The organism is Lysinibacillus sp. G01H (assembly GCF_028872195.1).
GTDB classification, from domain to species: Bacteria; Bacillota; Bacilli; order Bacillales_A; family Planococcaceae; genus Lysinibacillus; species Lysinibacillus capsici.
The window spans coordinates 231353-252100 of record NZ_CP118397.1 but is presented as its reverse complement, the minus strand read 5'-3'; the positions used below and the strand labels follow the sequence as shown (position 1 = coordinate 252100).

Annotated in this window: 15 protein-coding genes and 1 riboswitch; of the genes, 3 read left to right on the top strand and 12 right to left on the bottom strand. The window is 37.4% G+C overall.

Annotated elements, in window-relative coordinates; all coding sequences use genetic code 11:
- Positions 1–156 precede the first annotated feature (156 nt).
- The 7 genes from nadD to hutH form a co-directional block, all read right to left on the bottom strand.
- Positions 157–771: a nicotinate-nucleotide adenylyltransferase gene (nadD, locus tag PSR12_RS01190; protein WP_274771279.1), complete on the bottom strand. Its 615-nt coding sequence runs from the start codon at positions 769–771 to the stop codon at positions 157–159.
- A gap of 26 nt (positions 772–797) precedes the next feature.
- A complete protein-coding gene (locus PSR12_RS01185; protein WP_274771277.1) occupies positions 798–2255 on the bottom strand; it encodes a nicotinate phosphoribosyltransferase in 1458 nt (485 codons plus the stop codon).
- A gap of 19 nt (positions 2256–2274) precedes the next feature.
- Positions 2275–2829 (bottom strand): cysteine hydrolase family protein, encoded by a 555-nt coding sequence (locus PSR12_RS01180; protein WP_274771275.1) that lies wholly within the window; start codon positions 2827–2829, stop codon positions 2275–2277.
- Positions 2830–2905: 76 nt separating this feature from the next.
- Positions 2906–3706, bottom strand: a complete 801-nt coding sequence (locus PSR12_RS01175) for an NUDIX domain-containing protein (protein WP_274771273.1) — start codon at positions 3704–3706, stop codon at positions 2906–2908.
- Positions 3707–3858: 152 nt separating this feature from the next.
- A complete protein-coding gene (gene hutI, locus PSR12_RS01170) occupies positions 3859–5136 on the bottom strand; it encodes an imidazolonepropionase (protein ID WP_274771271.1) in 1278 nt (425 codons plus the stop codon).
- On the bottom strand, positions 5133–6803 hold the full coding sequence (hutU, locus tag PSR12_RS01165; protein ID WP_274771269.1) for a urocanate hydratase: 1671 nt from the start codon (positions 6801–6803) through the stop codon (positions 5133–5135). The genes hutI and hutU overlap by 4 nt, the downstream gene beginning before the upstream one ends.
- 167 nt (positions 6804–6970) lie before the next feature.
- A complete protein-coding gene (hutH, locus tag PSR12_RS01160; RefSeq protein WP_274773407.1) occupies positions 6971–8476 on the bottom strand; it encodes a histidine ammonia-lyase in 1506 nt (501 codons plus the stop codon).
- 290 nt (positions 8477–8766) lie between these two features.
- On the opposite strand from hutH, the gene PSR12_RS01155 reads away from it, so the two are divergent.
- Entirely contained in the window at positions 8767–10221 is a 1455-nt protein-coding gene (locus tag PSR12_RS01155) for a helix-turn-helix domain-containing protein (protein WP_274771267.1), read from the top strand.
- Positions 10222–10518: 297 nt separating this feature from the next.
- Positions 10519–12024: a catalase gene (locus PSR12_RS01150; protein WP_274771265.1), complete on the top strand. Its 1506-nt coding sequence runs from the start codon at positions 10519–10521 to the stop codon at positions 12022–12024.
- Between the two features lie 122 nt (positions 12025–12146).
- Here the strand turns inward: PSR12_RS01150 and thiC are convergent, their stop codons facing one another.
- The 3 genes from thiC to PSR12_RS01135 form a co-directional block, all read right to left on the bottom strand.
- Positions 12147–13925 (bottom strand): phosphomethylpyrimidine synthase ThiC, encoded by a 1779-nt coding sequence (gene thiC, locus PSR12_RS01145; RefSeq protein WP_257520975.1) that lies wholly within the window; start codon positions 13923–13925, stop codon positions 12147–12149.
- 140 nt (positions 13926–14065) lie between these two features.
- Positions 14066–14180, bottom strand: a riboswitch (TPP riboswitch).
- Positions 14181–14240: 60 nt separating this feature from the next.
- The gene (locus tag PSR12_RS01140) at positions 14241–15170 is read right to left on the bottom strand and encodes an AEC family transporter (protein WP_221681382.1); all 930 of its coding nucleotides are present in this window, start codon (positions 15168–15170) and stop codon (positions 14241–14243) included.
- Positions 15171–15281: 111 nt separating this feature from the next.
- Positions 15282–17381 (bottom strand): methyl-accepting chemotaxis protein, encoded by a 2100-nt coding sequence (locus PSR12_RS01135; protein ID WP_257520974.1) that lies wholly within the window; start codon positions 17379–17381, stop codon positions 15282–15284.
- Between the two features lie 254 nt (positions 17382–17635).
- Between PSR12_RS01135 and PSR12_RS01130 the strand changes: the two genes are divergently transcribed.
- Entirely contained in the window at positions 17636–19270 is a 1635-nt protein-coding gene (locus PSR12_RS01130; protein WP_274771262.1) for an S-layer protein, read from the top strand.
- A 196-nt stretch (positions 19271–19466) separates the two neighbouring features.
- On the opposite strand, the gene PSR12_RS01125 is transcribed toward PSR12_RS01130, so the two are convergent.
- Entirely contained in the window at positions 19467–19706 is a 240-nt protein-coding gene (locus PSR12_RS01125; RefSeq protein WP_255601401.1) for a bacterial transcriptional activator domain-containing protein, read from the bottom strand.
- A gap of 9 nt (positions 19707–19715) precedes the next feature.
- On the bottom strand, positions 19716–19958 hold the full coding sequence (locus tag PSR12_RS01120) for a hypothetical protein (RefSeq protein WP_255601400.1): 243 nt from the start codon (positions 19956–19958) through the stop codon (positions 19716–19718).
- Positions 19959–20748: the final 790 nt, after the last annotated feature.

The window sequence follows — 20748 nt, the reverse complement described above, 5'->3', positions numbered from 1 at the left end:
AACATTAATCATTATTAAAAATTGACAGCAAAAAATTTGTACCCATTACTATTTTTATTATAGCTTACCCTGAGCTCTATATGATAAAATTCACCATCTTTTCAAAATTAAAATAAGTGTGGTAGTATCCACACTTATAATGATAGCTACTCTATTTTATTTTTGATAAAGATTATGTTCTTTAATATAGTTGTAACAAGCAGTAGGCAAGAGGTATCTTGGTTCTCCCCCCATTGCAAATTCTTCTCGAATATAGGTAGAGCTAATTTCCATCGCTAGCCCTTTATCTATAAGATGGAATCTTCCATCATCATTATTTCTTAAAATTGGAGAACGACTAATGGTTGATAGCATATCGATGCCATGTCGTGCCATTACAATAAATTTATTCTCCGCTACTAATGCGTCGCCCTTTTTCCATAAACCTGCACCAATATCCACTAGTAAATCAGCACCCATAATAAAATGGACCTCATCCTCCGGGTTCTTCTCTCTAAAGTATTTCATGGTGTCATATGTGTAAATATTCCAGCCTTCTTGATCCATCTCATAGGAATCTGCAATAAAACGATCGTCCTTAGCAATAGCTAACTGGAGCATATTCCAACGATGTGTATCTGCTGTTTTTATGGTTTTATCTTTGCGTTTATTTGAACAAGGCAAAAAAATAACCTTATCTAACTTACACCGATGTGCCACAGTGCTTGCTGTCCAAAGATGGACATTGGTAATAGGATCAAATGATGAACCATAAATGCCTATTCTCGCCATCGTCTCTACCTCCTAGCAGTTGACTTTTAAATACGTTGTGAAATCTTTTCTTTTATGGCCTGTATGCTTGCCAGTTTATTGTCCCAACACGCTTGACTTAAATCGACTGGATATTCTTCCGGATTCATTGTTCGTTTATACTCACACCACAATAAATGTAAGTTTTCCTGTACATATTTTTGTATTTCTTGAATAGTTGGCTCCTCATAAACAATATTTCCATTTTCTATAATACTTTCATGTAACTCTTTTGCCGTAAAATTTGTAACAAATTTACTAATATACGTATGAATAGGGTGGAACATTTTCAATCTTTCTTCTTGCTGGATATTTTCCTCATCTAACGCTATATAGTCTCCCTCAGCATGACCATTCTCCGCATTAATAATACGGTAAACACGTTTACGTCCAGGTGTAGTCACTTTTTCAGGATTTGCTGAAATTTTAATGGTATCAACCAGTTCTCCACTTTCATTTTCTATCGAAACTAATTTGTATACTCCACCAAGAGCTGCTTGATCATAGGCTGTAATCAGCTTAGTTCCGATTCCCCAAGCATCAATTTGCGCCCCTTGTGACTTTAAATGCATAATTGTATATTCATCCAAATCATTCGAAGCCATAATTTTAGCTGCTGTAAATCCTGCATCATCTAGCATTTTCCTCGCCTGTTTTGAGAGATAGGCTAAATCTCCACTGTCTAAACGGATACCAATAAAATTAATTTGATTCCCTAACTCCTTTGCTACGCGGATAGCATTAGGAACACCAGAACGTAGTGTGTCATAAGTATCTACTAGGAAAACACAGTCTTTATGGGCTGCTGCATATTTTTTAAACGCTGTATATTCATCTCGATAGGTTTGAATCATCGCATGGGCATGTGTTCCTGACACAGGAATACCGAATAATTTTCCTGCTCTTACATTGCTTGTTGCAGAGAATCCACCTATATAAGCAGCACGAGTTCCCCAAATAGCAGCATCAAATTCGTGTGCGCGGCGGGTTCCAAATTCCATTACCACATCCTCACCCGTCACTTGTTTGATACGTGAAGCTTTTGTCGCAATCAGGGTTTGGTAATTAACGATATTTAACAACGGCGTTTCAATTAATTGAGCCTCTGCTAATGGTGCTTCAATTCGCAAGATAGGCTCGTTAGCAAAGACCAGTTCTCCCTCTCTCATCCCCTTAATTGTCCCTGTAAATTTAAGTTCTTTTAGATATTCAAGAAATTCCTCGGGATACTTCCCCTCTTCTCGTAAATATTGAATATCGCTTTGAGAGAAACCAAAGTTATTAATAAACTCAATCACTTTTTTCAATCCAGCGAAAACTCCATAGCCATTGCCAAATGGAAGCTTTCTAAAATATAGTTCGAAAACAGCTTTACGTTGATGAACACCATCTTGCCAATAAGTTTGAACCATATTAATTTGGTATAGGTCCGTGTGTAACATGAAACTATCATCTACATATTTCATATTTTCCCCTCCATTCATGTTAAATAATAGTGGCACCTAGAGTATGCTCGAAATGATTTAACGCCCACTCATGTCCAGCTTGACTAAAGGAGGCGACAGCATTTTTATGAATAACGATATCGAACCCTTTATTATAAGCATCTACTGCTGTATGAAGAACACAAATATCTGTACAAACGCCGATTAAATGCAGCTCAGTAATTCCTCTTTCACGCAATTTCAATTCTAAATCTGTTCCTGCAAAAGCAGAATAACGCGTTTTATCAATGTAATAGACGAAATCTTGGTCTTTATTTTCTTCATATAATGAGTTTAATGCACCATATAACTCTCTACCTTCTGTATGACGAATATTATGAGGTGGGAATAGCTTTGTTTCTGGATGATAAACATCTCCCTTTTCATGAACATCTATCGCAAATACTGTAAAATCCCCGCTCTTAATAAACTCCTTTGTTAAATCAACATTTGCATGTTCGAGCAGTTGCCCAGGCTCTCCACAAGTAAGAGCCCCATCCGTCGCAACGAAATCCACTGTATAATCAATATTAATTAATGCACGCTTTTTCATCATTTCATCCCTCCATTAATTAGTAATACTTAAATTACAAATTACTTTCTTTAAAATAAACAGGAAAGACGGATCTTTCCTAATGATAGATAGACTCTACCATTTCGAAATCATTAAATGTATAGAGCTGGGAAGGCCGAAACGAATTTCTTTTTGTTTTCTTCGGTTTTCCTTCTTCATCCAATGCTTTTTCGATAAATGGTAATTTAGGTGCTTTTGTAAAGAATACGGAATCGTTAGAGATTCGTGGATCTTCTCCAACTGTTAGAAGTACTCGTTGCAATTCGGACAATGTAAACTCTTGTGGTAAAAAGTTTTTGGCAACAGTTGTTTGTATCATATCCCTTTTAATAAAATGCAACGCATCGGAAATGATTTTTCGATGATCGAAAGCTAATGGAAGCGTAAATACACTTTCTATATCGAACAGTTCTACATCATCTGCATCATCATTCGCTTGTCGTTGCTCAATATATGTCTCAGGAACAATGGCATAAAATGCATTCGAAATCATCCAACCACGTGGATCTCGATAAATCTCATCATAAACACCAAAATGTTGAACATGTAAACCTTCTACATTTGTTTCTTCTTTTAATTCTCTCTTCGCTGCAATAAAGGCAGTTTCTTTTTGATTTGCATCTACAAAGCCCCCAGGAAGCGCCCATTTCCCTCCTTCAATATTGGGATTTCCTTCAGCATCCTTAGTAGCACGCTTAATTAACATAATCTTTAGCGTCATGTTTGGCGGTGCTTTTTCCTCTGTTTTCTCTGAGGTAATTGTAAAAATAGCAATATCTGCGGTATATCCATCAGGTGTTAGATATTTTGAAGAATCATAATGTGCAAGCACTTCATCTTCGGTACGAAACTTTTTCATTGTATAACCCCTTCTATAATTACAAGGTTTAAGTAATTTGTAATTCTATAATTACTATTTATTAGAATTATAATCTTTCAGAAAAGCATTTGCAACTAATTTATAAAAAAAGCATAAATAAAGCTACTCAGCCTTATTTATGCCCATTATTATTATTGATCTTTCAGCAGAATTCCGTTTTGTACAACAACTTGCCCATTTTTGATTACTGTATGTGTATGGTTCATGCCGTAGAAATATTGCAGTTGTTTGTAATTCGCAACATCAAGGATAAGTACGTCAGCTTTTTTATGTGCTTCAAGGGAACCAATTTGCTCGCCTCGATTTAGTGCATATGCTGCATTAATTGTTGTTGCCGTTAATACTTCCTCCAATGTCATACCCATATGCATACAAGCTAAATTCATAATGAAGGGTAGACTCATTGTTGGGGATGACCCAGGGTTAAAATCTGTTGATATCGCCACAGGTACTCCCTCGTCAATCATTAGACGCCCTCTTGCAAAAGGTGCACGTAAAAAGAATGCAGTACCGGGCAGCAATACAGCAATTGTACCCGCTTCAGCCATTTTTCGAATTCCCTTATCAGAAGCAACTAATAAATGCTCCGCAGAAATAGCCTCTACTTCCGCAGCCAGCTCGGCGCCTTGATAAGGTTCGATTTCATCCGCATGTATTTTTGGGGTTAAGCCTAGTGCTTTTCCAGCCTCTAAAATGCGTCGGGATTGGTCGGGTGTAAAGACGCCCTTTTCACAAAATACATCATTAAATTCAGCCAACTCTAGTTCCGCCACTTTTGGCAACATCTCATGGACCACAATATCCACAAATTCATCCTCACGCCCCTTATAATCACGAGGAACTGCATGGGCTCCCATAAACGTGCTAATGACATCAATATGATGTGTAGCTTGTAATTCTTTTGCGACCTCTAGCTGTTTCTTTTCCGTTTCCCAGTCCAAGCCATACCCTGATTTTGCTTCAACTGTTGTTACGCCATGCTTTAAAAATACATCTAAATGCTGCATTGTCTTTTCATATAATTCATCAAAGCTTGTTTCTCGTGTACACTCTGTTGTAGCATGAATGCCGCCTCCTGCATTCATGATTTCCATATAGGTAGAACCATTTAATCTCATATTAAACTCTTGCTCGCGTGTTCCACCATGCACTAAATGTGTATGACAATCCACTAAGCCAGGCATAACAATCTTACCAGTAGCATCAATCGTTTTTGCTTTCTTTATTAATTCTGGGTAGTCGGCTTTTATTTGTTCATAAGCTCCTACTGCTACAATACGCTCTTCTTCAATTAGAACACTGCCATATTCTATTACTGCAATTTCCTGCATTTGTTCTTTTGTACGTGGCCCTTGTGCATTACTTTTCAGTGTAATTACTTCATTTGCATTTTTTATTAGAATGGTCACTTCACATCACCCTTTAACATTGGTATATGGACACCTTTGTTTTTTGCTGTATTGATAGCAATATCGTAGCCTGCATCAACATGACGAGCAACGCCCATTCCAGGGTCTGAAACTAATACCCGGGCAATTTTTTCAGCGGCAAGCTCTGATCCATCTGCTACTAAGACTTGACCTGCGTGCTGTGAATAACCCATTCCTACACCACCACCATGGTGTACGCTCACCCAGCTTGCACCACTCGCAGTATTAACAAGAGCATTTAATATTGGCCAATCCGATACCGCATCCGAACCATCTAGCATCCCTTCTGTTTCACGATTTGGTGATGCTACAGAACCTGAATCTAAGTGATCACGGCCAAAGACAATTGGTGCTGATAATTCACCATTTGCAACCATTTCATTTACTTTTAATGCAAAACGATGACGATCACCATAGCCTAGCCAGCAAATGCGTGCAGGTAATCCTTGCCATTTTACCATTTTTTGTGCCATATCAATCCAATTGACTAGCCCCTCATCTTCTGCGAACATCTCTTTTGCCAGTGCATCTGTTTTATATATATCCCCAGGGTTTCCTGAAAGCGCCGCCCAACGGAATGGGCCCTTTCCTTCACAGAATAAAGGACGAATATACGCTGGTACAAAGCCTGGGAAATCAAAGGCATTTGTCACACCCATTTCTTTGGCATAGGCGCGGATGTTATTCCCATAATCAAATACTTCTGCGCCTGCCTCTTGGAACTCTAGCATTGTACGAACATGCTCTGCCATTGTTTCTTTTGCTTTACGCTCATATGTTTTTACATCCTCTTTGCGAAGTTTTAGCGCTTCTTCAAAGGTCATGCCATTAGGTACATAACCATTAATCGGATCATGTGCAGATGTTTGGTCTGTCACAAAATCTGGAATAATTCCACGATTCAACAACTCACGATTAACATCAGCACAGTTACCAACAAGGCCAATGGATGCTGGCTCATTTTGGTCACGTAATTTATTAACTAATGCAATTGCTTCATCTACAGTCTCTACAATATAATCACAGTAGCCTTCTTTGATTTTACGTTCAATGCGCGCACGTTCAACTTCAACAACTAAAATTACAGCACCAGCCATTTTCCCTGCTAATGGCTGTGCACCACTCATACCGCCCATCCCACCTGTAAGGATGAATTTACCACGCAAATCAGCAGTGCCAAATACCTTTTTGCCTGCTTCTACAAAGGACAGATAAGTGCCTTGTAAAATTCCTTGAGCACCAATATAAATCCAACTCCCAGCAGTCATTTGACCATACATCATTAAATCTCTTTCTTCTAATTCATAAAAGTGATCCCAATTTGCCCATGCTGGTACAAGGTTTGAATTGGCAATCAGCACGCGAGGTGAATGCTCATGTGTACGGAATACAGCTACCGGCTTTCCAGATTGGATTAATAGAGTCTCATCATTCTCTAATTCTTTTAAAGATGCAATGATTTGTTCATAACTTTCCCAGTTACGAGCAGCCTTACCAATACCCCCATAAACAATTAGTTCATCTGGATTCTCTGCCACCTCTGGGTCAAGATTGTTCATTAACATACGCATTGCTGCTTCCTGTGTCCATCCCTTACATGTTAGTTCATTTCCACGTGGTGCACGAATATCTGTCTTAAATACCATTCAAAACACGCTCCTTTTCCTATTAAAAATAATGTGAATATTACTGTCTAAATCTACCGATAACTGAATATTCAGACTTAAAAACATATAAATATTTTTAAAGCAGAGGCTACTCGGTGTTAACCGAGCGACGCCTTTGCTCTTTCTTATCAAAAATTCAATGCAATTTACACATACTCATTTACTAAATCATTACTTGATAGTAGATATTTAGCCAATGCTTCAATTTCATCGCCAATTGGTTGATCGGCTAGCAATGGTGGACAGAATTCACGCACCTTCTTTAAGAATTTACTTGTAGTAGGAGATAATTGCTCTTCTGCCTTGTCTAAATGAATAGCCTGTGATGCACAAATCAATTCGATAGCTACAACGCGAGCAGCATTATGAACAATCTGACGTACTTGACGTGCCGAAGTTGTTCCCATACTTACATGATCCTCTTGGTTACCTGACGTAGGAATAGAATCCACACTCGAAGGATGTGCTAAAACTTTATTTTCTGAGACAATAGAGGCTGCTGTATATTGAGCAATCATAAGCCCACATTCAATCCCAGGATTTGTTGCTAGGAATGGTGGTAGCCCTTCATTAAGTTGAGGATTTACCATGCGTTCTGTACGGCGTTCTGAAATATTGGCCCATTCACATACACCTATTTTCAAAAAGTCCATTGCCAAGGCTATTGGCTGTCCATGGAAATGCCCACCCGATAAAACCTCCCCGCTTTCTAAAACGATTGGATTATCAGTTGTTGCATTCATTTCAGTTTGAACACGGTCCTGTGCGTAGAAAAATGACTGCCAAGAAGCACCATGTACTTGCGGTATACAACGTAGTGAATAAGCATCCTGCATGCGAATTTCACCCTGCTTTGTCACACGTTTACTGCCATCAAGCCACTTACGAATACGCCCGCCCACTAATTCTAACTCTGGATGTGGTCTTACTGCTAAAAGTGCTGGATCAAATGCCGAGGTAATGCCCTTTAAAGCTTCCATTGTTAAGCTAGCAGCCATATCCGCTGCAAGACCAATTCGTTCAGCTTCATTGACCGTTAATACACCTATACCCGTCATAGCTTGTGTACCGTTAACTAATGCTAGCCCCTCTTTAGCTTGAAGTCTAACAGGGGTTAATCCTGCTTGCTTTAGCGCTTCACTACCACCCATGAGTTCTCCGTTAAACTCAGCCTTTCCTTCTCCCACTAATACTAATGCCAAATGTGATAAAGGCGCTAAATCACCACTTGCGCCAACTGAACCTTGTGACGGAACAATTGGATGAACACCTTTATTAATAAAATTCAACAATAGTTGGACAGTTTCCTCACGAATGCCAGAAAATCCTCTGGCTAAAGCATTGGCACGTAAAACCATCATTGCACGTACAACATCTGTTGGGAATGGTTCGCCAACACCTGTTGCATCTGATCGTAATAAATTTAGCTGCAATAGCTCAATGTCTTCTTCTTCAATTTTTATATTGCTGAGTTTACCAAACCCTGTATTCACACCATAAATTGTTTGGCCTTCAGCTAAACGCTTTTCGATACGCTCTCTACTTAAACGAATACGTTCTAAACTCTCTGTAGCAAGTGCAACTGTTGCTTGCCCCTTCACGATTTCCTCTATTTGTTGTCTTGTTAATGTATTGCCATCAAGCTCGATGATTGACTTCACATGACATCCCCCTATTCCCTATATGGCTATGTAAATAAATTATCTTCATTCATATTTTCGTAATTTGAAAACATCAGTATCAAATTTTTTAAGCGTTTTCATAACTAAAGTTGGCTTCTGCTGATGATCAATTACTCTATTTACATTGTACTAACTACCTTTTTCAGAATATAGAGAATTTTAATAGAGAAAACAAGACTTTTTTCAGATTACTATGTTATTTTTATTAATATAACCGTACTTTTGTATGAAACTTGAATATTTTAAGAAAGGCTGATGGTATGAAGCTGTTATTAATTGATCGCGATCCAACCGACCTAGCAGGAATAAAATGGTTTTTACACACATATTTCCCTGGAGATGTTTTGATTGAAATGTGTACAAGTATTTCAGAGGTGTCTCAAATCATTCGACAATTTGAACCTGACGCCATACTGTTAAATATCGATTTATTTCCTAATAATCGCTTAGCTGCTCTTTATCGTGATTTACAAAAGCTTTCTGGTGCCATTTTAGCCATGACAACAGAGCCATTATTTAAAAATGCGCTGAAGGCTATTGACTTACAGGTAGCACATCTTTTTGTGAAGCCTATTGATTTAGAGCTATTAAAGAAAAAACTCACAACCATTTCTCTTCGCACACCACAGATTACAGAAGATGCTCAAGAGACTACAAACGATTCCTTTTATAATCAATTATTTTTAGATAATAAATCAAGTTCAATTGAGACAACATTACATTTCACAATGATTGAACCCGAGCATACTGAAACCTTTAATAAGCTTTACAATTGGCTTCAACAAACACCGATTCACTTTCATATGAAAACCTACCCTCTATCTAATAGAATCGTATGTCTTTTTCAAACAAATGATATAAGGATTGTGGAAAAGGATGTACGTACACTTATGAAGGAATGGCGATTGATTAGTAATAGTTCTTTAAATATTGGGATATATGATGGAACACCTACAACCATTAAAAATATGTATACATTAACAAAGCGTGCACTACATCAAAGTTTTTATGAGGGCTTTGGCCATATTTTTTACGCGAGCAAACAATATGAAACTCAGCCCTTTGATCCCTTACTGACACCAGAAGAGCAACAATTACTAATAAGTAGTTTGGAAGATGGAAACCTAGAGGCCGTTAAAACATTTTTATACCGGCTTTCTAATGAAGGCATATATTATGAGCAAGATGATTTACGCATTCATCTGACGAGTGTCTTAGCACAAATTAGACGCTTTATGCTGAAATATAAATTACATGAAAAAGCGGTTATCGAACAAAACTACCGTCAGCTATTTCATTTAATCATTGAGCATCCTATATTTTATACGATACTCAATGGGATTATTTCTTTAACGCAGACATTAATTGAGTTAGCAAAGGAAGCTCGAATAGAGAAACGAGCTGATTATGTTGAACTAGCTATAGAAATAATTGATCAACAATTTAAAGATAGCGCACTGTCTCTTCCCTTTGTCGCTCATAAGCTTGGAATAAGCCCCAATTATTTAAGTACGATTTTCTCAAGAAAACAAGGTTTACCATTTAAGCGCTATTTACAGCAAGTAAGAATTCATCATGCCACAAAAATGCTGCTAGAAACAGATTTTGCTATTAGTGAAATCGCTCATTTAAACGGTTTTGATGACCCAAATTATTTCATAAAATTATTTAAGCAACAAATTGGTATTACGCCTAACCGATATAGAAAAAATTAAAAGATTGATTAAAATAATTTTCAATTAGTTCATTTTATTTTCAATAAAGATTTTTATCATACTGTCATTATCTTGATCTTAATGTGACAATTATCTATAAAATTGCGATCAGATAAAATAAATTAAAGCTAGAAACTATGTATAATTTCTATGTCTAGCGCATATATTTATAGTTTATACTTAAATATAAAAATTCTTTAACGATAATTATTATAATGTACTAGCAATTCTATTTTATATTTGTTATAGTTATAGACGAAGAGTTTGACTCACATTTTTTTCAGGAGGTAAACTAATATGACAAACGCAAATGATCGTAGCCGTCGCTTTACAACAGCAGGTGGTGCTCCAGTAGTAAGTAACCATGACTCTATGTCAGCAGGTCCACGTGGCCCTCTTTTACTTCAGGATGTATGGTTAGTTGAAAAACTAGCAAACTTCAATCGTGAAGTAATTCCAGAACGTCGTATGCACGCAAAAGGATCAGGTGCATTTGGTACTTTTACTGTAACGCATGATATTTCACAATATACTAAGGCGAAAATCTTCTCAGAGATCGGCAAGAAAACTGAAATGTTCGCACGTTTCTCTACAGTAGCGGGTGAGCGTGGTGCAGCAGATGCAGAGCGAGATATTCGTGGCTTCGCCCTTAAATTCTATACAGAAGATGGAAACTGGGATTTAGTAGGGAACAATACGCCTGTATTCTTCTTCCGCGACCCATTACACTTTACAGATTTAAACCATGTGGTAAAACGTGACCCACGTACAAATATGAAAAATGCCAATTCTAACTGGGATTTCTGGACTTCATTACCTGAAGCACTTCACCAAGTGACAATTGTTATGTCTGACCGTGGTATTCCAGCTGGTTATCGTAATATGCACGGATTTGGTTCTCATACGTATAGCTTTATCAATGCTAATAATGAACGTGTTTGGGTTAAATTCCACTTCCGTACAGAGCAAGGCATTAAGAACTTAACTGCTGCCGAGGCGAATGAGATTATTGGTCAAGACCGTGAATCTTCACAACGTGATTTATATGAAGCAATTGAAAAAGGCGATTTCCCTAAATGGAAAATGTACATTCAGGTAATGACAGAGGAACAAGCTCGTGAGCTACCATACAACCCATTTGATTTAACAAAGGTATGGTATAAAAAAGACTTCCCATTAATTCCTGTAGGTGAGTTCGAGTTAAACAAAAATCCAGACAACTACTTTGCAGAAGTTGAACAAGCTGCATTTGCACCTTCTAACATTGTTCCTGGTATCAGCTTCTCACCAGATAAAATGTTACAAGGTCGTATCTTTGCATATGCGGATGCACAACGCTATCGTCTTGGTGTAAATCACTATATGCTTCCTGTCAACGCACCAAAATGTCCATTCCGTACTTTCCACCGCGATGGAGCAATGCGCTTTGATGGCAATCTCGGTTCGACATTAAGCTATGAACCAAATAGCTATGGCGAGTGGGAGCATAATTTAGACCATAAAGAGCCTGAATTACGCATTGATGGTCATGCAGGTATTCATGACTTCCGTGAAGACGATAATAATTACTTTGAGCAACCAGGTAAGCTATTCCGTCTATTGACGGTGGAAGAGCAACAACGTCTATTTGAAAATACAGCGAATGATATGGCTTCTGTTGAAGAATTCATCAAACGCCGTCACATTCTTCACTGCTATCTAGCTGACCCAGCATATGGTGAAGGTGTCGCAAAAGCGATGGGTCTTTCATTAGAAGGTATGGACCTTACAAATCCATATGTAAAACAACCAACAAACGTTTAATATTCCACTTTATTATTGATATCCAAATCCAACTTTTACTCCATGTGAATCCACTATTCACATGGAGTTTTTTGATTAAAAAAAGGCCTATGTCTATTTTTTGACATAAGCCTTTTCTTTCATTATTGGTAAATTCGACTGCCTGCTTTTTTAAACTCCTCTGCCTTTTCCTTCATACCTTGATGGATCGCTTCAGTCGTATTCAAATCCTTATCTTTCGCATAATTACGAATGTCCTGTGAAATTCTCATGCTACAGAATTTAGGCCCGCACATAGAACAAAAGTGTGCTGTTTTTGCTCCCTCTGCTGGCAGTGTCTCATCATGATATTCCACTGCACGCTCTGGATCTAGGGACAGATTAAATTGATCACGCCAACGGAACTCAAAGCGGGCTTTAGACAGTGCATCGTCTCGTTGTTGTGCACCTGGATGACCTTTTGCTAAATCAGCAGCATGTGCAGCAATTTTATAAGTGATAACGCCCATACGAACGTCCTCGCGATTTGGTAAACCAAGATGCTCTTTTGGTGTCACATAACAAAGCATCGCTGTACCAAACCAACCAATCATGGCTGCCCCAATGGCTGATGTAATGTGGTCATAACCTGGAGCAATATCTGTTGTGAGTGGTCCTAATGTATAGAAGGGCGCTTCCTTACAAACCTCTAATTGCTTGTCCATGTTTTCTTTAATCAGATGCATTGGTACATGACCTGGTCCTTCAACCATCACCTGAACATCATGCTGCCAAGCAATTTGTGTTAGCTCGCCTAGTGTTTCAAGCTCTGCAAATTGCGCCTCATCATTGGCATCTGCAATTGAGCCTGGGCGTAAACCATCACCTAAGGAAAAAGCAACATCATAAGCTTTCATAATTTCACAGATTTCCTCAAAGTGTGTATACAGGAAATTCTCTTGATGATGATATAAACACCACTGTGCCATGATAGAGCCCCCTCGAGATACAATACCTGTCACACGATTTGCTGTTAGTGGTACATAGCGTAAAAGGACACCTGCATGAATGGTGAAGTAATCCACACCCTGCTCAGCTTGTTCAATGAGAGTATCACGATAAACCTCCCACGTTAAATCCTCTGCTACACCATTTACCTTTTCTAAAGCCTGATAAATTGGCACTGTTCCCACTGGCACTGCAGCATTTCGAATAATCCATTCTCTAGTTGTATGAATATGTTTACCAGTCGATAGATCCATAATATTATCTGCGCCCCATCGAGTTGCCCAGGTCATTTTCTCAACTTCTTCCGCAATGGAAGAAGATACAGCAGAATTCCCGATATTCGCATTGATCTTTACATGAAAATTACGCCCAATAATCATTGGCTCTGCCTCAGGGTGATTAATATTAGAAGGCATTATAGCTCGTCCAGCTGCAATTTCTGAACGTACAAATTCAGGATTCATATTTTCACGAATCGCTACAAACTCCATTTCAGGCGTTATAATCCCCCTTCGTGCATAGTGAAGCTGTGTCACATTTTTACCTTTTTTAGCACGCAAAGGCTTTCTCGTCAACTCAGGGAAGACATTTTCTTGAATACGCGGGTCATCAACATGACGAAAACCATTATCCTCCGGTTTAATGGAGCGTCCCTCATATGCTTCTACATCCCCTCGCTCTTGAATCCATGCATTTCGTAAGGCAGGTAAACCTTTCGTAATATCTACTTGGTAGGCTGGATCTGTATAGGGCCCACTCGTATCATATACTCGAATAGGAGCATTTTCTTCATTTCCAAAACTGCCTGTTGTCGGACTTAATGCAATTTCTCGCATAGGTACTAGAATATCTGGGCGTGATCCTTCCACATATACTTTTTTGCTTCCTTCAAAGCTAGACATAATGGTAATATTCTTTTCACTAATTGCTGACATGAGCTACTTCTCTCCCTTAAATTTATTTTGATATAAGGACCGATTCTAGCTCACCCCAACAATCCAAAAAATAAAGGCCGAATCCAAAATAATTATTTGGATCCGGCCACGAATGTAAAGGTCTATTGATTGCATACTCTGCAATAGCTTCTTAACTTTCCCACGCTGGTATGAGCCAGATCAGGTCCAAAGGGTCAAGAAACTTCGTAGCGTTTCCCTCTCAGCCTGACTCATCAGACTCCCCTAGTTAATACTATTTAGTTTGATGCTAGTGTAGCAGATAATACTAAGAGATGGAAGTTATTTTTTATCTTACTAGGTAAATAATACTTCCGCAAAATAGATCACAATGGTTACAGTTATACAGCTTACAATGGTAGAAAATAAAACAGCTTGCGCGGCTGTTGCTGATTCTACATCATATTCCAATGCTAGACTAGAACTATTACGGGATGTTGGAAAGGCACTAGCTATAAACAGTGATTGTGCGACGACTCCATCTAATCCCAATATATAAATAATGGCTAATGCAACAGATGGTCCAATAATTAATCGCGTAAAACAGCTGATAATGACGGTTTTATTAAACATTGATTTCATCTCTAGTTGTGATAATTGTGCACCTAAAGTAATTAAGGCCACAGCAATAAATCCATCTGCCACATGTTCTACTGGTATTTTGATAAACTGTGGAATACCGATACCAAAATAGTTCATAGCGGCACCTATAATCAGCGCATGAATAATAGGCATTTTAAAGAAATCCTTGATGATTGTCATACCCGACTTTGTAGAAGAAATTAAATTGTATAATCCATATGTATACGTAGTCATATTTTGAAAGATTACGAGCATGACCTGAATGGCTACTCCAATAGGTTGCGTGGCAAATATCATTTGAGCAACTGGAATACCGTAATTGCCAGAGTTAATAAGCACCACACTATTTTTAAAGACAGCTGCCTCTGTTCTAGCTAAACCTAGCCCTTTTGCCATAAAATGACTGAGTAACATTTGACTACCGATAAAGAGTATAATAAATAATCCGACCTCTCCCAGTACCGATAACTCCACATGTGTTTCATATAAATTTACAAAAACAGCTGCCGGCATAAAGCAATATGTAATAAGCTGAGACAATGCTTTTAAATTAAAGCGAAATTTCTTTTGTAGGATAGCGCCTATTACAAGTAACACTAAAATAGGAACAACAATTTGAAAGAAAATCATTCCGAGATACATCATTTCAATGTCCCCCTTCCAGTGTTAATAGTAGTGTTGAATTCCTTCTAGGTCAATTTCTCTAACTTTCACAATAAAAGAAGACTGCCTCTATATTGAAGGCAGCCTTTGCTTTTAAACAAGCTTAAATCGATTTACAACTTCTTGTAGCTCGTTTGAAATATCGTTCATATTTTGAATAGACTCTGCTACTTTTTGTAATTCTGCTTGTTGATCCATTGCAGAAGCACTTACTTGTTCCGCAGAGGCTGCTGTTTGCTCTGAAATAGCCGAAATACTTTGGATAGCCATGATTGCCTGATTTTTATGCTCTAACATGCTAGATAGTTTATTCATTAATTCACTAATAGAATTTGCAATTGAACCTGACAAGTCACTGCTATCTTTAAACGCTAGTTGCGTGCTTTGTACTGACTCATTTTGAGATTGCATTAAATCTGCATTAGATGCAATAACAGCAACCGTTTGCTGAGAATTTTCAAGAATGCTTTCTACTGTACTCTTAATAATTTCTGTTTCATTTTTAGATTGTTCTGCTAGCTTTCTAACTTCCTCTGCAACTACAGCAAATCCTTTACCATGCTCACCAGCACGTGCAGCCTCAATACTTGCATTTAAAGCTAGCAGATTTGTCTGCTCGGTAATGCTTTGGATCGAAGCAATAATCTGATTAATATTGGCAATATTAGAAGCTAATGATTCCATTTGCTGCTGGATACGCCCATTCATTTCATTTGTCTCCATATTACGTACTCTTAAACTTTCAACTTCATGCAATCCTTTTTCCGTTGTTACACCTGTTTTATGAGATAGCTCATCCATTTCATTAGAAAGAGCCGTAATGGCATCAATCTGATCTGATAAATCCATCATTCGATAATTTGTTTCTTCTGTATCCTCTGACTGCTTCGAAGCTCCTTGTGCAATCTCGTTGATAGCTACAGAAACCTCCTGACTAGAAGCAACTACCTCGTTAAATGCCTCATTTACCTGATTAGAAGATTGGTTCAATAACCTCGTGGAATTTAGTACAGTTTGAATCGCACTATTGGTTTTATCTAACATATTATTATAAGCCACAGCCACTGCACCAATTTCATCAGGCTTAATATATTGCTCTTCTACCTTTTGTGTTAAATCCCCTTCGGCTGCAGTTTCAATCGATGCACGTAAAAATTTAAGTGGCTTTAGTTGTTTATAGATGAATAACACACTTGCAGCGGTCATCAAAACCACCATAATAATAGAAGCAATAATCGTAAATACAAATACATGATTATATGTTTCTAGAATCTTTGATTCAGCTAACACGACTTGAACAATCCATGTTTCGTCAATACCCTCTAAAATCATTGGAGCAAAGACATTATATGCCTTTTCCTTCAGTTGATTAGAGTCAACGTACATACTTGTTAGCTCACCATTTTCCATTGTCTTACTAATACTTGTCCAAGTAGGATCCTCTTGCATATTGCGCCCAACTAGCTCTTCACCAAAACTGTTAGCTGTTAGCACACCTTTATTCGTAATAATTGCCGCATAACCGCCTTCAGGGGCATTCGATTTTGTTAAATCATTTAAAAAATCTATTGATACATCGGCTGTCAATACACCGAAAAATGTTCCGGAGGCATTGATTAATGGCACCGAAATCGTTGTCATTAATACGGATTGTCCGTTTACATTATAATCATAAGGCTCTGTCAAAACTGCACGTCTCTCTTCTTTTGGTACCCAATACCATTCAGAAACACTCTTATCATCAATACCTTCGATTAGAGCAGTCGTGATATCATTTCCGTTCTTACTTAAATAAGGGATAAAACGTTTTTTAGTATCTACTAAAGAAGTCTCAGTTGGTTCTAAAATAATAGAATTTTGCTCAAAGATTGCTCCTACTCCAAGAATGTCATTATTGCTAGCTAAATTGTTTTCCATTATGTCTATGACACCTTTGGTAGACAACGTATTATTCTTCTCCATGCTTTCTATGATACGTTTTGTTGTTTGTAATGTCGTATTGGCTTTCTTAAAGCGTTCACTCATAATAGCTGCAGAAGATTCAGCTGTTTGTAATGTTCCATGCTCTGCGTCTTCAACACTTTGCTTTTTTATAATAATCCCCGTTATGACAGTATAGGATAAAAATAAAATGAGAAATAATCCTATTATAAGGGAAGAAAGTTTTAAGGCAATCCCTCTTGATTTTTTCATAACTAACACCCCCACTTTTATACTAATAATAATGGATGGATGATTGTATCACAATAAATTATTTAGCGAATAAAGTAGAAAATTTACAGAATTATAGAGAAAAATGCCGATACTTCGCCAAACATTTATTTTTCAATACAAAGGACTAATGGCTTATTTGAATTGAGATTCATAGTAAAACATCCTCTTCGAATTCTAAATTATAGAAGAATATGATATATTAACTACTAAATAGAATGATTGGAGTGACTTACATGAAAAATAAAGCGCTATCAACATTAATGGCCACGGCTATTACAGCGACACTAGTATTACCAATGTCTACTGCGAATGCCACAACATCTCAAATTCAATCAAATTCATATGAGACGCATGTAGCAGCAGCAAAAAAAGTAATAGGTGAATCCGTAACGATCAAAAATATTACAAAAGATACTGTAATAACATCTAACGGTACATTTAGAATTCATTCGGCATTAAAGCCCCTATTTGATACTTCAAATAAAACAGCCTTAACCAATGCCCGAGCGACTATTGTAGTGAAAAATGGTCAAATTACGGACGTTACCTCATTAATATTAAACAAAGCAGGTACAAGCAAAAAATCTGTCTATTTTGATGGAGGTGACGCACAAATCTCGGGAGATCTTACTGTAAACGCTGACTATGTAAAGATTCAAGATGTTAGTGTGGATGGTCAGCTTATCATTACAAACAGAGTAAAAAAAGCCGTTACACTCGATGAAGTAGCAGTAGATGAAACAATTACACTAAAACCAATTGTAACGAAAAAGGTAAGTTGGCTATACGTCACTTTAATCGATATGAAATCATCAAACATCAATTTGGAACGTACTAAAGTCAATATATCTTCTGACCAAACGCTTTCCAAAGTAGATGTAGTAGGGAAAGTTACATCGTTTGAAGCTATGTCTAATATAGAAAAGCTTACAATTGATGTGGCAAATGATTTCAGCCTTTACGGTGAGGGTAAAATCGAGCAAATCGTTGTAAAGGGCGGTACTAATGTAGCTTTAGATTCAGGACATCTGGTAAACAATGTACAAGTTGACAATAAAAATGTCTCCGTGACACTACCTGTTATTGATAAGAAGGAACTTAATACACTTATCGCATCCCCACCATATGTACAAGTATCTGTAAACGGCTATGATGTTTTAACAACAGACAAGTGGACAACACAGGCTGAGAGAAACGCATTTGATTCAGCAGTTGCAAGCACAAGAGCTGTAGCAAACAACAACAGTGCCTCCCAAGAACAAGTAAAAAATGCCATCAGTCAGTACAAAAATGCTCTAGCTGTTTATCAAGCTGCTCAAAAAAGCGGAACAAAATATGGCTATGGCGATAAAGCTTCATTACAATCTTTAATTAATTCTGTTCAATATGTTACGGTTTCTTGGGATGGTTCAAATGTTCCGTATAATACTCCTTGGACAACGCAAACAGAGAGAAACGCATTAGCTTCTTCTGTTTCATCTGCTCAAGTAGTTGTAAATAACGTTTACGCTACTCAAACTGAAATTGCAAATGCGGTCAATAATTTAAACAATGCTATCTGGACGTATAAAAATGCTTATAAGTATGGCAATAACGGGCATTATGTAGATAAATCCAATTTAAAAACACTTATTTCAACTGCTTTAAATGGAATTGTTGCAACTTCTCAAGATGGTAGTGATGTAAATCATACCTTAAAATGGACTTCTCAAAATGATTTGAGCATTTTAAATTTTTATATTGAACAAGCGAAATCCGTTGATAACAAATATGATGCAACTCAAAGTGAAGTTTCAAATGCTTATGATAATCTAAGCAATGCAATTAACAATTACAACTATGCGAAGCAAAATGGGTTACAATACTAGACAGAAAGGACTCTGCATTTTGCAGAGTCCTTTTAATATTAGCTAATCACATCCACTTTGAAACTTAGCATTTGCCTGCTCCCGCCTTCGATACCAACCCTCAACCTCCCTACTTGGCTCCACTGCCATGTGCTCTTGAAGCATCTTTTTTAACAGCCAATATTGCTCCTAAACAGCAGCTGAATTATTCAATAGCTCATAAAGCTTCATTAAGTAAAATAGTTATCTTCTGCACCAGCGAATAGTTTTGCACTTTTTCCTGCACTTTTATAGCAGCAATGTAACTTTCATTTCTTATGTAAAACTCACTTAGTTGCTGAGCATGGTGGAACCATAGTCTCCTTAAACGTTCTCTTTCACTTTCCGCCCATAGATAATCACAATCTCCTAAATAATCACCCGTATCCATCTGGAATACTTGTTCATGTTCATCCACTGTTGTCTGCTATATTGGAGGAGATAGCCATTGTTCTACATCCACTACAACATTTTCAACTACTAGTTTGTAGCCAGAACTTAGCAAAGGACTTGAAATTTTTACGCCCTCAACCCCATAGTTTTTCAATGTTTTCCGTATTGTATAAATGGCTGTATAAAGTTGTTTTGGCGCTTTATCAATATCAGACTCTGGCCAAAATAACTCTAGAATCGTATCACGGTAAATCATTTCATTTTTATGCTCTAGCATGTAGGCAAATAGTTCCTTTGCTTTAGAAGTTCGCCATTTAATCGGTTGTGTACGACAATCTGGTAAAACAACATGAAGACCACCAAGAAGCTTGATTAGTGTTAGTTTGGGTGTAATTTTTTTGCTTTATTATTAATTTGTTCAGCAGTTCTATAGTTTTTTCTAAACGTCAAATTTGTACAGGTTTGCTACTATTTCTTGAATCTTTTCACCCAATGCTAAACCGTCCATATCAGGCATGACAATAACTAAAAACACAACATTTGGTTGAAGGATCACTTAACCGAAAAAAGACTAGGCTTACAAAAAGCCAAGTCTTTCTCGGTTTATTTAAGATTTAAGACATTGACAAGATTACAAATAATAGCTTACTACACTCTTCTAAACAAATCCTGGACAAGTTAAGTAATTGAAAAATCAGCCACCATACCAATAACTTACTTGTAGATTTGGTTCATTTAGCAATCCCTTATTAAAAAATAAAGAACTAGATCATAGCCTATCTAGTCCTTCTTCAAATTGTACGTTGTGATTCTCACAATAATCACAACAATAAACTAACATAACCTCCTCAACAATTTCTAAACATTAACAAGCACCTCTTGCCACTAACATTTAATATTTTGAAAGCTGTTTCCCATCTTGATTAAATAAACGTGAGAATTTGGAACCTCCTCTCACATCATATACTGGCCCTCTCTCAAACATACGGTTCATTATCACAACTGCTTGGCTCGTGTTGAAGTCACCATGAGTATTTCTCTTAGAGTCGAAAGATATGTATTATTAT

Bases quoted from the DNA above. Each gene is read 5' to 3' on its own strand.
- nadD (WP_274771279.1), bottom strand. From the start codon at position 771: ATGGCGAGAATAGGCATTTATGGTTCATCATTTGATCCTATTACCAAT.
- PSR12_RS01185 (WP_274771277.1), bottom strand. From the start codon at position 2,255: ATGAAATATGTAGATGATAGTTTCATGTTACACACGGACCTATACCAA.
- PSR12_RS01180 (WP_274771275.1), bottom strand. From the start codon at position 2,829: ATGATGAAAAAGCGTGCATTAATTAATATTGATTATACAGTGGATTTC.
- PSR12_RS01175 (WP_274771273.1), bottom strand. From the start codon at position 3,706: ATGAAAAAGTTTCGTACCGAAGATGAAGTGCTTGCACATTATGATTCT.
- hutU (WP_274771269.1), bottom strand. From the start codon at position 6,803: ATGGTATTTAAGACAGATATTCGTGCACCACGTGGAAATGAACTAACA.
- PSR12_RS01155 (WP_274771267.1), top strand. From the start codon at position 8,767: ATGAAGCTGTTATTAATTGATCGCGATCCAACCGACCTAGCAGGAATA.
- PSR12_RS01150 (WP_274771265.1), top strand. From the start codon at position 10,519: ATGACAAACGCAAATGATCGTAGCCGTCGCTTTACAACAGCAGGTGGT.
- thiC (WP_257520975.1), bottom strand. From the start codon at position 13,925: ATGTCAGCAATTAGTGAAAAGAATATTACCATTATGTCTAGCTTTGAA.
- PSR12_RS01140 (WP_221681382.1), bottom strand. From the start codon at position 15,170: ATGATGTATCTCGGAATGATTTTCTTTCAAATTGTTGTTCCTATTTTA.
- PSR12_RS01135 (WP_257520974.1), bottom strand. From the start codon at position 17,381: ATGAAAAAATCAAGAGGGATTGCCTTAAAACTTTCTTCCCTTATAATA.
- PSR12_RS01130 (WP_274771262.1), top strand. From the start codon at position 17,636: ATGAAAAATAAAGCGCTATCAACATTAATGGCCACGGCTATTACAGCG.
- PSR12_RS01120 (WP_255601400.1), bottom strand. From the start codon at position 19,958: ATGCTAGAGCATAAAAATGAAATGATTTACCGTGATACGATTCTAGAG.